The sequence below is a fragment of the Photobacterium lutimaris genome (assembly GCF_003025555.1).
Classification (GTDB): domain Bacteria; phylum Pseudomonadota; class Gammaproteobacteria; order Enterobacterales; family Vibrionaceae; genus Photobacterium; species Photobacterium lutimaris.
Map to the genome: position 1 here is coordinate 124,174 of NZ_PYMH01000011.1, position 14,617 is coordinate 138,790.

The 14,617-nt window shown below is 50.0% G+C and carries 16 protein-coding genes; 8 read left to right on the forward strand and 8 right to left on the reverse strand.

Translation table 11 applies throughout. From position 1 onward, the window contains the following. The first annotated feature begins 500 nt into the window (after positions 1–500). Positions 501–1,790, forward strand: coding sequence for an NCS2 family permease (locus C9I99_RS19965; RefSeq protein WP_107350591.1), 1,290 nt, complete (start codon positions 501–503; stop codon positions 1,788–1,790). A 51-nt stretch (positions 1,791–1,841) separates the two neighbouring features. Next, positions 1,842–2,300 carry a xanthine phosphoribosyltransferase gene (gpt, locus tag C9I99_RS19970; RefSeq protein ID WP_107350592.1) on the forward strand — a complete coding sequence of 153 codons (459 nt, stop codon included), beginning with the start codon at positions 1,842–1,844 and terminating at the stop codon, positions 2,298–2,300. 91 nt (positions 2,301–2,391) lie between these two features. On the opposite strand, the gene C9I99_RS19975 is transcribed toward gpt, so the two are convergent. Further along, positions 2,392–2,688 (reverse strand): hypothetical protein, encoded by a 297-nt coding sequence (locus C9I99_RS19975; protein WP_107350593.1) that lies wholly within the window; start codon positions 2,686–2,688, stop codon positions 2,392–2,394. Between the two features lie 256 nt (positions 2,689–2,944). Here C9I99_RS19975 and frsA point away from each other — a divergent pair, with 256 nt between their 5' ends. The 4 genes from frsA to C9I99_RS19995 all read left to right on the forward strand — a co-directional run bounded on the left by frsA (position 2,945) and on the right by C9I99_RS19995 (position 7,316). Then, complete coding sequence (gene frsA, locus C9I99_RS19980) at positions 2,945–4,204, forward strand: esterase FrsA (RefSeq protein WP_107350594.1); 1,260 nt, start codon at positions 2,945–2,947, stop codon at positions 4,202–4,204. A gap of 119 nt (positions 4,205–4,323) precedes the next feature. Further along, on the forward strand, positions 4,324–4,728 hold the full coding sequence (gene crl, locus C9I99_RS19985) for a sigma factor-binding protein Crl (RefSeq protein ID WP_107350595.1): 405 nt from the start codon (positions 4,324–4,326) through the stop codon (positions 4,726–4,728). 114 nt (positions 4,729–4,842) lie between these two features. Further along, a complete protein-coding gene (proB, locus tag C9I99_RS19990; RefSeq protein WP_243734656.1) occupies positions 4,843–6,033 on the forward strand; it encodes a glutamate 5-kinase in 1,191 nt (396 codons plus the stop codon). A 26-nt stretch (positions 6,034–6,059) separates the two neighbouring features. After that, the gene (locus C9I99_RS19995; protein ID WP_107350596.1) at positions 6,060–7,316 is read left to right on the forward strand and encodes a glutamate-5-semialdehyde dehydrogenase; all 1,257 of its coding nucleotides are present in this window, start codon (positions 6,060–6,062) and stop codon (positions 7,314–7,316) included. Positions 7,317–7,493: 177 nt separating this feature from the next. Here the strand turns inward: C9I99_RS19995 and C9I99_RS20000 are convergent, their stop codons facing one another. Together C9I99_RS20000 and C9I99_RS20005 are read right to left on the reverse strand one after the other, a co-directional pair. Then, on the reverse strand, positions 7,494–7,721 hold the full coding sequence (locus tag C9I99_RS20000) for a DUF2897 family protein (RefSeq protein WP_107350597.1): 228 nt from the start codon (positions 7,719–7,721) through the stop codon (positions 7,494–7,496). A 126-nt stretch (positions 7,722–7,847) separates the two neighbouring features. Beyond that, positions 7,848–9,527 (reverse strand): amidohydrolase, encoded by a 1,680-nt coding sequence (locus tag C9I99_RS20005; protein ID WP_107350647.1) that lies wholly within the window; start codon positions 9,525–9,527, stop codon positions 7,848–7,850. A 121-nt stretch (positions 9,528–9,648) separates the two neighbouring features. Here C9I99_RS20005 and C9I99_RS20010 point away from each other — a divergent pair, with 121 nt between their 5' ends. Further along, complete coding sequence (locus C9I99_RS20010; protein ID WP_107350598.1) at positions 9,649–10,539, forward strand: LysR family transcriptional regulator; 891 nt, start codon at positions 9,649–9,651, stop codon at positions 10,537–10,539. 85 nt (positions 10,540–10,624) lie between these two features. Here C9I99_RS20010 and C9I99_RS20015 read toward each other — a convergent pair whose 3' ends face one another. The 4 genes from C9I99_RS20015 to C9I99_RS20030 form a co-directional block, all read right to left on the reverse strand. Further along, entirely contained in the window at positions 10,625–11,335 is a 711-nt protein-coding gene (locus C9I99_RS20015; RefSeq protein WP_107350599.1) for a M15 family metallopeptidase, read from the reverse strand. Then, complete coding sequence (dapE, locus tag C9I99_RS20020) at positions 11,335–12,465, reverse strand: succinyl-diaminopimelate desuccinylase (RefSeq protein ID WP_107350600.1); 1,131 nt, start codon at positions 12,463–12,465, stop codon at positions 11,335–11,337. Before dapE ends, C9I99_RS20015 begins: the two co-directional genes overlap by 1 nt. A gap of 14 nt (positions 12,466–12,479) precedes the next feature. Then, positions 12,480–12,833, reverse strand: coding sequence for an ArsC family reductase (locus C9I99_RS20025; protein ID WP_107350601.1), 354 nt, complete (start codon positions 12,831–12,833; stop codon positions 12,480–12,482). 73 nt (positions 12,834–12,906) lie between these two features. Next, positions 12,907–13,305, reverse strand: coding sequence for an MAPEG family protein (locus C9I99_RS20030; RefSeq protein WP_107350602.1), 399 nt, complete (start codon positions 13,303–13,305; stop codon positions 12,907–12,909). A gap of 338 nt (positions 13,306–13,643) precedes the next feature. Here C9I99_RS20030 and C9I99_RS20035 point away from each other — a divergent pair, with 338 nt between their 5' ends. Further along, positions 13,644–13,925 carry a winged helix-turn-helix domain-containing protein gene (locus C9I99_RS20035; RefSeq protein WP_107350603.1) on the forward strand — a complete coding sequence of 94 codons (282 nt, stop codon included), beginning with the start codon at positions 13,644–13,646 and terminating at the stop codon, positions 13,923–13,925. Positions 13,926–13,990: 65 nt separating this feature from the next. Here C9I99_RS20035 and C9I99_RS20040 read toward each other — a convergent pair whose 3' ends face one another. Next, a complete protein-coding gene (locus C9I99_RS20040) occupies positions 13,991–14,617 on the reverse strand; it encodes a response regulator (RefSeq protein ID WP_107350604.1) in 627 nt (208 codons plus the stop codon).

Sequence of the window (14,617 nt, forward strand, 5' to 3'; positions counted from 1 at the left end):
TAGTTACATTCTGACGCCACTTCTCGTTGAAGTGGCGTTTTTTTATCTCCTTGATTCTTCGCCCTCTCTCATTACCACCATACTTATACATATTATTTTTAATCTGTATTTCATGGCTTTTCGATGTATTCGATTACATTCTTCGTTAGCTGTTAATTAATGAGCTTTGTTGCTTGATATTAACGATTGCGCATACGAGTAAAATAATAATTGAACAAAATGTAATCATGCTGTTAATGGTTTAAGCTTCTGTTTTTATTGACTTATTTTTGTTCTTTATTTTTCGTGGTTGATTTTTTATTCGGTTATTCGTATCCGATGGTGATAATTCCGTTATTTACTGGAATTTGACAATAATCGAGCATATAATCGCCCCCTAAATAGGAACGCAATCGTTTTCTATTTCTTGAATGTTCGTGATGTGTGGAATCCGGGATACGGGTTCGGTACATCCTATATACCAATATCAATTGCTTAATATCTCCAAGGAATCGAGAGCAATGCTTGAGAAAACTTTTAAACTCAAAGAGCACGGTACAGACGTCCGAACTGAGCTGCTTGCGGGTCTGACCACCTTCTTGACGATGGCTTACATCATTTTTGTAAACCCATCTATGCTGTCGGCGACGGGGATGGACCAAGGCGCTGTCTTTGTTGCGACCTGTCTGGCTGCTGTTGTCGGCTGTTTTATCATGGGTTTTGTGGCTAACTATCCGGTTGCACAGGCTCCGGGGATGGGGCTGAATGCTTTTTTCACCTACGGTGTCGTGTTGGGTATGGGTCATACCTGGCAGGTTGCACTGGCGGCGGTGTTCTTGTCGGGTCTGTGCTTTATTGCCTTGAGTGTCATGCGCGTTCGGGAGTGGATTATCAACTCGATCCCTCATGCCCTGCGGATTGGGATCTCGGCGGGTATTGGTCTGTTTTTGGCGTTTATTGCCCTGCAAAGCTCCGGTATTGTTGTTGATAACCCGGCAACGTTGGTACAGGTGGGGGATTTCACTAGCTTCCCGGCAGCCATGGCTTCACTGGGTTTCTTCCTAACGATTGCGCTGGTTCATCGCGGTTATAAAGCTGCGGTACTGATTGCCATTTTGGCCGTTACCGTTATCAGTGTGCTGGTTGGTGAAGTGAGCTATGCCGGTATCGTGTCGGCACCACCAAGCATTGCCCCAACCTTTATGCAGATGGATTTCTCTGGTGCATTGGAAGTGGGCTTGATTTCAGTGGTTTTTGCCTTCCTGTTCGTCGACCTGTTCGATACGGCCGGTACCTTGGTGGGTGTCGCGACTAAAGCGGATCTGGTTGATAAAGATGGCAAGCTCCCTCGTCTTAACCGTGCGCTATTGGCCGACAGTACAGCTACTTCTGTTGGTGCGGTATTGGGTACATCAAACACCACGTCTTACGTTGAAAGTGTGTCAGGTGTCGCCGTGGGCGGCCGTACCGGTCTAACGGCTGTGACGGTTGGCGTTTTGTTCCTGTTGGCATTGTTCTTTGCTCCGCTAGCAGGTATGGTGCCTGCCTATGCGACAGCGGGTGCGTTGTTCTATGTTGCCATCCTGATGATGTCTGGATTGGTTAGCGTTGACTGGCGTGACTTAACAGAAGCAGCACCAGTAGTTGTAGTTTGTCTACTGATGCCGTTAACATACTCCATCGCAGAAGGTATTGGCCTTGGCTTTATCACCTATGCTGCCGTCAAGACGATGAGTGGCAAAGGGCGTGATGTAAATATTAGTGTGTGGGTTATCGCAGCCCTATTTGTTGCTAAAATTATCTTTCTATAACAGTAAATAAATACATACAGCAGTTTTTGCTGACTCAGAGGTTCATCGGATATGAGTAATAAGTTCATCATCACTTGGGACAACATGCAAATGTATACCCGCCAGTTAGCAGAGAAATTACTTCCTGCAGATCAGTGGAAAGGTATCATTGCCGTTAGCCGTGGTGGCTTGGTTCCCTCTGCAATCTTGGCGCGTGAACTTGGTATTCGTTATGTTGATACCGTGTGTATCTCTAGCTACGACCACGATCATCAGCGTGAGATGACCGTTCTGAAGCAAGCTGAAGGTGATGGTGAAGGCTTCATCGTTATCGATGACCTGGTTGATACTGGCGGTACAGCGGAAATGATCCGTCAGATGTACCCGAAAGCAAAATTCGTAACGGTATGTGCGAAACCTGCAGGCAAACATCTGGTTGATGACTACGTGGTAGATATCCCGCAGGAAACTTGGATTGAGCAGCCATGGGATATGGCCGTGACTTTCGTTGATCCAATCGCGAAAAAATAATATCGCTTGAACGAGTAAAAAAGGAGCCTAGAAGGCTCCTTTTTTTATGCCTGAAAAACCATATTGAAAAGTGATGCCATGACAAACAGGGTTAACTGGCTTTGGCTCTGATATCCGATAGGGACTCACCATTGGGTTTGTTGCGGTAATAGTTGTTGTAGTTGATGATATCAACCATGGTATTGCCAGTAATTGTACATTGGCGTTGGTATTTGGTCTGGAAGCTATCGGGGATCCGCTCGCCAGTGACATCCAAGCATAAAGGCGTTTTGGCATTGACGCCGCCCGAGGCTTCGCCGGGGTTTCCCCCCAACGAACCGCCACTGCCGAAAGCGAGTACTGATGAAGAGAATAAAAGCGAAGCACAAAGGCACAGGGCATATCGCATACTTACCACCGTATGAAGTACTGATAGGTATGTAAAAGCATAGCTGACTTCTTTTTAGTGCGGTGTACAGGTTCTACAACTAATGGGATTTGTCTGCCGGCTCATACTGTAAGTACCTGTTGGGTGGTATACTTTAAAAATATAAACACTATAAGCACATGCGATAACTAAACAGATATTGGCTCTTGCAATGCTGAGGTTGCTATGCTGGTTTCATTGTTTAGTTCGGCGTGTGTTAACCGATATGGAGCTAAACGTGTCTGAATCGTCCAATACCAATCTTTCCGAAAAGCTCTTTGCCCCGAGGCAAACCTCCAAAGAAACCTCGAGTTTGGTGAAGTTGGCCAATATCGCTGATAGCCCGATCCACAGTGCCCTTGATGGTGACAGTGAAGTCGGATGGTACCGAGTGATGCGCCGCCCTCAGTGGATTTGGCAGGGAGTCGACCCTATTGAACTGGAGGCGATCCTTTCTCGAATGGCTAACTCCGAAGCACCGCGTACCCGTGATGACTTACTGGACACGGTCATTGGTTACAAACCAGGAAACTGGGTATACGAGTGGTGCCAGGCGGGGGGAATGTACCACAAAGCTGCGCGTGCGTTACTTGATCAGGGTGAAAAAGAAAAAGCGGCAGAGCAGTTAATCAATGCCAGTATGTACTACAGCATCGGAGCCTACCCGCACCTGAAAGGGGATGATCTGTCTGCCCAGGCCGAGCTGCAAGCCAATCAAGCTTATCGCGATGCAATGGAAAACATGCCGCACCAAATGCGCACCATTGATGTGAAATACCAGAACAAGACCTTCCAGGCCTTTATTCATTTACCTTGTACTGACAAGCTATTGCCAACCGTGATTGTCAGTGGTGGCTTGGATTCCCTGCAGTCCGATTTATTGCGTTTGTACCAAAAATACTTCGGGCCTGCTGGCTTTGCGATGATCACCCTGGATATGCCTTCGGTCGGCCACAGTAGCCATTGGTCGTTGACTGAAGATACCAGCCGATTACACCAGGCCTTGTTGCAACAGATCATGGATGTGCCATGGGTCGATCATACCCGGGTGGCAATGCTGGGACTGCGTTTTGGTGGTAATGCCGCTATCCGCTTGGGATTTCTTGAGCCGAGTCGTTTGAAAACCTGCATAAGTATCGGTGGGGTTATCCATAGCGGATTGGCCGATCCCAAGCGGTTGGATGCCATGCCGAGGATGTATCTCGATATGCTTGCATCTCGGCTGGGGAAAAATGGCGTGTCGAAGTCTAGCTTGGTCTCCCACCTTTCTGCATGGTCCCTCAAGCATCAGGGCTTGCTGGGGCGTCGCAAGATTGATGTGCCAATGCTGGGGATTGGCCTTAAGGGGGACCCGGTATGTTCGGAATTCGATAACCAGCTTATTGCGATGTCGAGCCGCGGCGGCAAGGCCGTTACCTTACCTGAGAAACCGTTGCACGACGGCTATCACCGTGCAATGACCACGGTCGTTGATTGGCTGAAGGAAAAGCTCGCCTAGTACGTATCGTTATTAAGAAGTCTTTATCAATATGTCTGTTTTGTAAATAAATTGTTGCCAAGCGAGCGGTTTATGGCTTAAATGGAATAGGTAAATTATTGCTAGGGATGGAGATGACTATGACGACCGAAAAGACTTTCCCGCCCCATGGGCGTTTGATGACAAAGCTGACCGCCTTGGGACCTTATTTACGTCAGCCTCTGTCTTCAGAAGGGCATTTTTTCTTTGATTGCCTTTCAAGTTGCGTCAGTGCTAAAAAGGCGCCTGACGAGCGTGAGTTCTGGGGCTGGTGGTTCATCATTGAAGCCAATGATGAAGGGTTTGATTATCACTATGGCTTTGGTCGTTACGACGGTGCTGGCGAATGGGTGAAGGATCCGGTTCCGGCCAAACATGAGAAAGCCGTGCAGCAGACCTTAGAAGATTTCTATCCAAAATTGGAAGGTTTGTTGCAAAAAGAGTTTAAATTGACCTTATCGCCCTCAAAGGTCTTGAAAGAGCCTGAGCTTGGCAGTGTTGCCTAATAATCCAAGCGGATCTTAAATGAAGAAAAATGCGCCTAATTGGCGCATTTTTCTTGTGATTTTTAAAGGGTGTTGATACAACATCATTCTACTTATTCTTTTTGTTTTATCCCCATGGCAGAGACAAATATCCTAAATGTACAAAGCAAGGGCTTGGTAACCGTAGACGCGAAAAACGGGTCTCAAAACCAAGAGGTTAAGCACAGTTCACAGACTATCGTTGTCAAGCTGGGTACCAGCGTACTGACCGGTGGAACGCTAAAGCTGGATCGTGCTCATATGGTTGAACTGGTTCGTCAGTGCGCACAGCTGCGCCGTCAGGGCCACAAGGTCATTATCGTGACATCAGGCGCCATTGCCGCTGGCCGTGAACATTTAGGATACCCCGAACTGCCCAAAAACATGGCGAGCAAACAATTATTGGCTGCTGTCGGCCAGAGCCGCTTGATCCAAGAGTGGGAAAGCCTGTTCGGTATCTATGGCCTGCATGTGGGGCAGATGCTACTGACCCGTGCGGATCTCGATGATCGCGAGCGCTACCTCAATGCCCGCGATATGATTGTTGCCCTGCTGGACAACGGTATTATCCCGGTTGTGAACGAAAATGATGCCGTTGCCACCACTGAAATCAAGGTCGGTGATAACGACAACCTGTCGGCATTGGTCGGTATCCTAGCGGGTGCCGATAAGCTATTGTTGCTTACCGATCAGCCTGGCCTGTTTACCGCTGATCCCCGCAACAACCCAGACGCCGAGCTGATCCGTGAAGTGCATACCATCGATGAAACCTTGCGCAAGATCGCTGGTGGCAGTGTCGGCGGCCTTGGTACCGGTGGTATGGCAACCAAGCTGCAGGCGGCCGATGTTGCACGTCGTGCGGGTATTGAAGTGATTATCGCTGCTGGTAGTCGTCCAGATGTGGTGGCGGATTTAGCCCAGGGCACATCAGTAGGTACGCGTTTCTTACCCCTTGAATCACCGTTGGAAAGCCGTAAGCGTTGGATTTTGGCTGGTCCTCCTCCTGCCGGAGATATCGTGATAGATCAAGGTGCAGCGGTGGCGGTGCAACAACGAGGAAGCAGTCTGCTGTCAAAAGGGATTGCCGAGGTGAAAGGCGAGTTTGAGCGCGGAGAAGTGGCTCGGATTTTCAATACCCAAGGCGAACTGCTTGCCCGCGGGATCAGCCGTTATTCTAGCAACGATTTGGCGAAAATTGCCGGTAAACACAGCCAGGATATTTATCAGGTGTTGGGTTATGAATATGGCCCGGTTGCTGTACACCGTGATGACTTGGTCGTCATCTAACACGTATTGAACCGTAAGGGAAAAACATGAACCTTGAACTGATGGGCCAAGCGGCGCAACAGGCTGCTTTTGAACTCGCAACGGCAGCAACGAAACAGAAAAATCGCGCATTGGCAGTGATTGCCGATGAGTTAGAAGCAAACCAAGACGTTATTTTGGCTGCAAATGCCAAAGATATTGCGGCTGCAAAAGAAGCCGGTATGACCGACGCACTCGTCGATCGCCTGCTACTTAATGCCGAGCGTTTGGCCGGTATTGCTAACGATGTCCGCAATGTGATCAGCCTCAATGATCCCGTGGGATCGGAGCTCGACAGCAAAGTACTGGAAAACGGCATGCGCCTGAGTCGCCGTCGTGTCCCACTGGGTGTGGTGGGTGTGATTTATGAAGCTCGCCCGAATGTGACTATCGATATTGCTGCCCTGTGCCTGAAAACCGGTAACGCCAGTATCCTTCGTGGTGGCCGCGAGACGTTCCACTCCAATATGGAGTTGGTTAAAGTGATCCAGGTTGCCCTTGAGAAAACTGGGCTGCCAAAGGCGTCGGTACAGTACATTGAAAAACCTGATCGTGAGCTGGTTTCCCAACTTCTTAAAATGGATCAGTATGTCGATATGATCATCCCTCGCGGTGGTGCTGGCCTGCACAAAATGTGTAAGGAAAACAGTACCATCCCGGTAATCATCGGTGGTTTCGGTATCAGCCATGTCTATGTTGATGCCTCAGCTGATCTCTCGCGCACGCTAGATGTGGTGGAAAATGCCAAGGTACAGCGGCCGTCGGCCTGTAATGCCCTTGATACCCTACTGGTCCATGAGAAAGTCGCAGAGGCTTTCTTGCCTCGCCTGACCGAGCGCTTGAATGCGAGTAATGTTGACCTCGTTGCTGACGAGAATGCCTACGAGCTGCTTGAAGGCAAAGCGGCAAGCCTGCGCCGTGTCGCCGAAGGTGATTACGACACCGAATGGTTGAGCTTCACCTTGGGGATCAAAATCGTAAAAGATGTGGATGAAGCCATTGCCCACATGCGCAAACACAACGCCAGTCATTCCGATGCCATCATGACCAACGACCTATTAGCGGCAGAGCGCTTCGTTAATGCCGCAGGTTCAGCTGCGGTCTACGTCAATGCATCGACCCGCTTTACCGATGGTGCGCAGTTTGGTCTCGGCGCGGAAGTTGCCGTGTCGACCCAGAAGCTGCATGCCCGTGGTCCGATGGGGCTGGAAGAGTTAACAAGCTACAAGTGGGTGGGGATCGCTGACTACCTCCCACGAGCATAACCAGTGAGGCCGTCGGCAAACTAGCTATAACGTCATCTCAAGTGCTCATTTACGTCCGTAAACTTCGCGCTTCGTCTTTGTGCTTACAGCAACGGACATAGATAAAACAATAAGCAGTATTAGCAAAGTGCTTGTAATAGAAGAATATATAAACGAGAGCTTGATGCTCTCGTTTTTTTATGTGTGTTTTTTGAGGTTTTTTAAATCTTGGTTTTTATCGTTGGCGGTTTGTTTCTCGATTAGCTCATCGAGTTCTTGCTCGCGCCGGCTTTTATCGTACATGTATTTGACTTTGTCCTTGTGGCCAAATTTCATGTTAGCGGTGTATTTCAGCGCCGCAATGTTACCGACCACCACGCTAACGACAATGATGCTGATAACCCACGGGTTAAGTAGCCATTCCATTTACACCTCACAGATAGTCTCTATGTATCTATTATAGAGACTATCAAGGTTTTTCAGTATGTGCGACCTTCCCGCAAGCTCATATTGTCTAAGTGTGCGCTTGAGCCGCTCACGCTAACGCAATCTCTACAGGGTAAATACCGTGTTTCCGTCCTTGATGGTTTCCAACACCTTGATATCTTTGATCACCATCGGATCAACATCCAGTGGATTGGCTTCCAAGATCACAAGATCTGCACGCTTGCCGACTTCAACGGTGCCTTTTTCTGCGTCTTCAAAATTCTGGTAAGCCGCGTGGATAGTGACGGCCTCCAGCGCCTGGTAAGGACTGATCTTGTGCCATTCCCCCAATGTTTCTCCGCTGCGGGTGATACGGTTAACCGCGGTCCACATGTTGCGCATCTGGTCCGGGTAAACAACAGGGGCATCCATGTGGATGGTAAACTTCAGGCCGTACTCGTTCGCCCAGCCCATAGGTGAGATGTTCGATGCACGCCAGGGACCCAATACCGATTTTTTGTGGTAGTCGCCCCAGAAATAAGTGTGTGCTGGGAAGAAAGACGCCATCATGTTGGCTTCTACCATGCGCTGAATCTGGTCGAGGCGAGCTGTTTGGCCGTGAATGATCGTGGTGCGGTGATCGCGCTCGCCATACTTCTTGTTGGCTTTTTCAACGGCGTTGATCAGCTGATCGGCTGCCGCATCGCCGTTGGCGTGGCTGATCAGTTGCGCGTTGTGTTTAAACGCGATGTCCACGAAGTGGTTCATTTCTTCCTGGTTCAGTACCGGATAGCCATGGTAGTGGTATGCGTGGCTGTGGGGCACTTCGAAATACGGCGTCGACAGGTAAGCCGTTTTACCCTGTGGTGAACCGTCACCGGTGATCTTCATACCGGCAAATTTGAAGTTGTTGTGGTATTTACCCAGTGCTGGCATATCGTTGATGATGCCCTCGAAATCCGTCCACTTGGCATAGCTCAACAGGTCAATCTTCAGCAGGTTGTTATCGGCCATCTGCTTCATACTACGCATGGTGTGCGCCATCGCCAGGCCTTCCTGGGCAGTTGTCACACCGTAGCTCATGAACATGTCTTGTACCTTGGCCAGGTTAACGACTAGCTCTTGAGGCGAGATATTCAGATGGGGGAACATGGCATAGGTCGCCGACTCTTCGATCAGGCCGGTTAGTTCGCCTTCCTTAGTCTTATGGATCACACCGCCGGCAGGGGCTGGCGTATCCTTGTTGTAGCCGATAACGTCCAGGCCTTTTGAGTTACATACTGCTAAGTGGCCAGAGATATGCACTAGGCACAGGGCGAAATCACCAGAGATATCATCCAGTTCCCAACGGGTCGGGTGGCGTTGTTCAACCAGCTCAGTATTATCGTAACCGAAAGCAAAGTGCAGCCTGTCTTTGTCGAGGCCTGGTTGTGCCAAATATTCCGCAATCATTGTTTGGATTGCCGGAAGCGAGTCACTGTTACCCAGAGGTGAAGGGTAAACAAACGGTGAGTTGATCAATGGCAGGTATTGAGAGAAGTGGCCGTGAGAGTCGATAAAACCAGGGGTCATGGTTTTACCGCCTAGGTCACGAACTTCAGTGTTGCTGCCTTGCTCTTTCAGAACGTCAGCGTTGCTGCCAACGGCGATGATTTTGCTGTTTTTGATTGCAACAGCCTGAGCGCGGTCGGCCTCACCGGTTACAGTGACAATATCCCCATTGGTAAAGATCAGATCTGCGTTGGCCAGTGCCGAACCAGATGCTGCAGCCAGGGCGATGACCAGTATAGACTTAGAGAGTTTCATACTTTTATCCAGTTGGAAGAAGACAAATAACATAAATGACACCCCCATTATCGGTTAGAATATTTAACAATAAAAATCACTTTTGGACGGGGTTTCCATCCCAAATTAACAAGGAAGTGTGATGCATACCTTGGAACAACTGGTGAGCTTTGTCGCCGTTTATGAAGCTGGCTCTTACAGTGCCGCCGCCAAAGCGGTTCAAAAATCGCGGGCCACCGTGCGCGAGCAGGTGATTAGCTATGAGGATGGTTTGGGTTTTCCGCTTTTTACCATCGATGGGCGCAAAGCCCGGCCTACCCCGCAGGCCGATGCGCTATATCTCCGGGCCAAACTGTTGATCAGGCAAAGTGAAGAGCTGGAATCATTCAGCCAGGCATTTTTCAGTTCGGAGGTGTTAAGCCTTACCCTGTATCATGATGCGGCAGTCCCCCCGGAATTATTGGTGTTTCTCGAGAAGCAGATGCGGCGTGCCTATCCCCAGGTGTCGTTGAATTGGCTGCACCGCAACCGTGAAGAGGCGTTTGAGGGGATATTGCGTGATACTGGCCAGCTGGCGATTTTGCAGCACCAGAGATCAGTGCACCCTGAGCGGGAGATCAATTTTGCCTCGTTGGGAAACCTGGCACTTTCAATTTATGTCGGCCCTGACTCCCCCTTGTTGGAAAAACCATCAGCCAGTTTGCGCGAGGTGCAACTTTATACCCAGTATGTGAGCGAAAATGATATCAATGCGGGCCACTCCCTGGCCAAGCTGGCACCGAAGTACCATGTGGTCAGCAATGTGGATGTGATGTGCCAGATGATATCCTGCAATGGTTGGGGGCTGTTGCCGGATAAAGTCGCTGAACCCTACGTAAAGCTCAAGCTGTTACAGAAGCTCGATGTCGATGTTATGGTCAACCCTATTAATACCGGGCTAACGCTGTTCTTCCGCCAGGGGGCGGAGCTAAAAGAGGAGCAGGCGTTTATTATGCGCTGTTGTCGCTATTATGCGGTTGGGCATTTGGGCTGAGCAGCGATTATGCCTGCGAGGCTATTTCCTGCGATGCTGCCGCCGCAGGCGCTTCCCTTGCTTGGCTTTGTTGCCACTATTCCATTTACACTTCACAGATATTCTCGATGTACCTACTGTAGAGTCTATCAAGGTTTTCCAGTATGTGCGGCTTTCCGGCAAGCTCCGATTGGCTCAGTGTGCACTTGAGCAGGTCCGGCGTGAGTTGTGAAAGTAAATACCGGCTAACCGGAAAGTAGCTGATATGCCAAGGCTCGCACGCGACGCCACCGCGATCGTCGGCATAGGGAAGATAGAAACCGAAAGCGGCCATATTGGCGGTTAGCCATTGGCTGAACTCAGCTTGGTGACCACCGCAGGCATACTCCCAAGGTTCGAGCTGTAGCGGTTCACCTTCGGGTAGGCAATTTGCCGCGTACACATCGATATCGGTACCCCAGTGGTGGCGGCTCGCGCCGGGCAGGGCTGACCAGCGCATAATGGCGTGGATTTTCTCCAGTTCACTGAGGTTGGCAGGATCAAGCGGTTGGCTATTGCTGTCAAGTATCGGTCGCATGCCGGAGAACTTGCTGTTCCAAATCAGTAACTGGCGATCAAAAGGGCGAAAGGCACTGGCAAGCTGAAGATCAAAACCTGCTTGATTGGCCGCTTCCTTTAGTGCCTGAAAGGCCGGGAGCATTTGCTGGTGGACAAAAGGGTGTCCACCGGCAGGGTTGAGCGAGACCAGGTGGCTGGTCTCTTGCCCGGTAAGTTGCCCGGCGGTATGCTGCCGGGCTTTGCTTGGGTGGTTAACCATTAAAGGGCTTTTTCCATCACTTTTTGGTACATGTCGGTGAGTTTTTCCAGATCGGCCACCTTCACACATTCATTCACTTTGTGGATGGTTGCATTGACCGGGCCTAGCTCGATAACCTGTGCACCGGTACGGGCAATGAAGCGGCCGTCAGAGGTGCCGCCAGTGGTCAGCAGCTCTGGTTTTTTGTGGTTCACCTCTTCAATCGCTTTGACCACCGCGTCGAGCAGCGTGCCTTCGTCGGTGAGGAAGGGGTGACCGCTGAAGGTCCAAGCCAGATCGTAGTCAAGCCCGTGGGCATCAAGCACAGAGTGAACCTTGCGTTTGATATCATCGACAGTCAACTCGGTACTGAACCGGAAGTTGAACTGAACATGGAACTCACCCGGGATCACATTCGACGCGCCGGTCCCAGCAGACAAGTTGGCGATTTGGAAGCTGGTCGGTGGAAAGTAGGCGTTACCGTTGTCCCATGTAGTGGCTGCGAGCTCGGCCAGTGCCGGCATAGCACGGTGAACCGGGTTATCGGCAAGGTGTGGGTAGGCGACATGCCCTTGGGTGCCTTTGATATTGATATCACCGGTGATTGAGCCCCTGCGGCCGTTCTTTACCACATCACCCACGGCATGGGTGCTTGATGGCTCGCCGACAATGCACATATCGATTTTCTCATTACGGGCTTCCAGGGTATCAATGACACGGGTGGTACCGTTGATGAACGGGCCTTCTTCATCTGACGTGATCAGTAGGGCGATAGAGCCTTTGTGATCGGGATTCTCAGCTAAGAAGCGTTCGATAGCCACAATCATACAGGCCAATGACCCTTTCATATCTGCAGCTCCTCGACCATGAAGGTAGCCATCAATGATGGTCGGCTCGAAAGGCGCAGTATGCCATTTGTCGCGGTTGCCCGCTGGGACCACATCGGTATGGCCAGCAAAGACAAACAGTGGGGCTTCCGTGCCGCGGCGAGCCCAAAGGTTGGTGGTATCTTCGAACACCATGGTTTCGATCTTGAAGCCGAGTTTTTCCAGACGTTCAATCATCACGTCCTGGCAGCCAGCATCTTCAGGGGTCACTGACTGGCGGCTGATAAAATCTTTCGCCAGGGCGAGAACCGGGCTATCTGACATCCTTGTATCCTTCCTTAATTCGTTTGGAAAATTTCTTGGTACTGGGCAGGCTTGAAGCCTAAGTGGTAGCCGTTGTTGTGAACCAACAGCGGGCGTTTGATCATGGCTGGATATTCCAGCATCAATTCAATGGCAGTTTGCTGGTTAAGGCCGGCTTTTTGTTCGTCGCTTAGCTGGCGGTAGGTCGTACCACGCTTGTTGACCATGGCTTCCCAGCCTAGCTCTGCCTCAAACTGTTCTAGCATGCCACGGTCTAGGCCGTCGACACGGTAGTCATGGAAGGTGAATGCAACATTTTCGGCTTCTAGCCACTTTTTCATTTTCTTGATGGTGTCGCAGTTCTTGATGCCGTAAGCAATTGTGTTCATATTTATTTGGGCTGACTTATTTTGTGAACTTGGTCTCCCTTTATAGCGGGAATAGACGGGGGGTGCAACGGCTTCAGCCGCCATAGCTTATCGCTAGTTTAATCAGCCAGATATTGGCCAAGATCCCAAGTACAAAGACGATGGTTCGCCATGGGCTGAGCTTGAAGGCATAGCATATGAAATAGAGTATCCGGCTGATGATAAATAAGTAGGCGGGCAGGGCCGACTCATGGGCCGGTACGCCTGAGAGGTGGGCGATAAAAACACAGCAAGAGAAAACCGAGAGGATCTCCCAGCCATTGGCCTGGGCCGCTTTTACCCTGGAGGCTGCACCGGTTAGCTCACGGTCTTGAATGCGCGGCTGGTTGATATCAAGCTTGCCAGTTTGGCGAACGGTTAGCCACCCTCCAATCCCTGCCAGTAAATAGTTAATCAGTATCATGACGATAACGCACCAAAAAGCCGGGATCATAGCTGCTCCTTTGGGTGGCCTTCGAGGCCGGTTTCAAGGTCTATGTTTGATTGTCAAAAGTATAGGAGACTAGGCTTATTAAGAATACCTATAAGCCGTGTTAGTTATCGGTAGGGGGAAGCGCCTAAAGCGTCGTGTGTTTGGTCTTTGTGTGTGATACTTCAAGTTATTGTTTAAAAATGTTTTTTTTGTTTGTGGAATGACACGCTCTTGAATTTTGCGACCTGGATCACCGAAAATCACGACTAAAACAGGGAAATCCTCCCTCATATTGATCAAACTCAACACCCCGCGGGCAGAAGTCGGAATAATGAAAACCTCAAATTATGGAGGTCTCAATGGAATTGAATCCGGTTTTTGCTCGTCGTCTTTATCTTGCTTTGCTTGTAGAGCAGCTAGATCGTCCCAATGTCCCTAAGCTGATTGAAATTACCGGTTGGCCACGTCGTACCATTCAGGATGTACTCAAAGCCCTACCAGGGTTTGGCATTGAATTGGCTTTTGTCCAAGACGGCAAGCGCCATAACGATGGCTACTACCAGCTCAGTGACTGGGGGCCGTTTGACGTCAGTTGGGTTGAATCGAAAGAAAGGGATATTATCTCTTCAGTATCGTGTTAATAAAAAAACCGCATTCGTGCGGTTTTTTTATTATTTAGTATCTTCACAATAGTAAGCATTGCCCATTATTGCCCCTGCGACTCCAGATAAAGCACCGTGGCCGCTGTTCTTGATTTCACTTGGAGTTTCTTCAGTAAACTCTTCATGTGAACCTTAACGGTTGCCTCAGAGATGAACAGGTTATCGGCAATTTGTTTGTTGCGGTATCCCTTCGCGACTTCTTTTAATATCTGCATTTCCCGATCGGTCAGGCTATCAAGCAAGGAGTCTTGCTCGGTGCTGTCGGCTAGATATTCACGGATCAAATCACTGAAGGCCTGGCCGCCACACATCGCTTGTTTCAGCAGGGCAATAAGCTGATCGGGTTCGGTGTCTTTCAGAAGGTAGCCGTCGGCACCGGCATTGATCAGTGCTTTGACATCTGAGCGGCTGTCAGACACCGTCAGCACGACGATACGGGCTTGGATCCCTTCTGCTCGCATGGCATTGAGGGTATCAAGGCCGGACATACCCTTCATATTCAGGTCAAGCAGGATCAGATCCGGCTCTTTTTCCTGAGCAAGTAATACGGCATCAGCCCCGTTGCTGGCTTCACCGACCATTTCGAAGTCGTTTTCAAAGCTGAGAAGTTGGCTGATCCCCCTGCGCATCAAGGGGTGATCATCAACAATCATTATTTTCCAACACGTCAT

Excerpts from the sequence above, each read along its gene's own strand:
- C9I99_RS19965 (WP_107350591.1), top strand. The coding sequence starts at position 501 with ATGCTTGAGAAAACTTTTAAACTCAAAGAGCACGGTACAGACGTCCGA.
- gpt (WP_107350592.1), top strand. The coding sequence starts at position 1,842 with ATGAGTAATAAGTTCATCATCACTTGGGACAACATGCAAATGTATACC.
- C9I99_RS19975 (WP_107350593.1), bottom strand. The coding sequence starts at position 2,688 with ATGCGATATGCCCTGTGCCTTTGTGCTTCGCTTTTATTCTCTTCATCA.
- crl (WP_107350595.1), top strand. The coding sequence starts at position 4,324 with ATGACGACCGAAAAGACTTTCCCGCCCCATGGGCGTTTGATGACAAAG.
- proB (WP_243734656.1), top strand. The coding sequence starts at position 4,843 with ATGGCAGAGACAAATATCCTAAATGTACAAAGCAAGGGCTTGGTAACC.
- C9I99_RS19995 (WP_107350596.1), top strand. The coding sequence starts at position 6,060 with ATGAACCTTGAACTGATGGGCCAAGCGGCGCAACAGGCTGCTTTTGAA.
- C9I99_RS20000 (WP_107350597.1), bottom strand. The coding sequence starts at position 7,721 with ATGGAATGGCTACTTAACCCGTGGGTTATCAGCATCATTGTCGTTAGC.
- C9I99_RS20005 (WP_107350647.1), bottom strand. The coding sequence starts at position 9,527 with ATGAAACTCTCTAAGTCTATACTGGTCATCGCCCTGGCTGCAGCATCT.
- C9I99_RS20010 (WP_107350598.1), top strand. The coding sequence starts at position 9,649 with ATGCATACCTTGGAACAACTGGTGAGCTTTGTCGCCGTTTATGAAGCT.
- C9I99_RS20015 (WP_107350599.1), bottom strand. The coding sequence starts at position 11,335 with ATGGTTAACCACCCAAGCAAAGCCCGGCAGCATACCGCCGGGCAACTT.
- dapE (WP_107350600.1), bottom strand. The coding sequence starts at position 12,465 with ATGTCAGATAGCCCGGTTCTCGCCCTGGCGAAAGATTTTATCAGCCGC.
- C9I99_RS20025 (WP_107350601.1), bottom strand. The coding sequence starts at position 12,833 with ATGAACACAATTGCTTACGGCATCAAGAACTGCGACACCATCAAGAAA.
- C9I99_RS20030 (WP_107350602.1), bottom strand. The coding sequence starts at position 13,305 with ATGATCCCGGCTTTTTGGTGCGTTATCGTCATGATACTGATTAACTAT.
- C9I99_RS20035 (WP_107350603.1), top strand. The coding sequence starts at position 13,644 with ATGGAATTGAATCCGGTTTTTGCTCGTCGTCTTTATCTTGCTTTGCTT.
- C9I99_RS20040 (WP_107350604.1), bottom strand. The coding sequence starts at position 14,617 with ATGACGTGTTGGAAAATAATGATTGTTGATGATCACCCCTTGATGCGC.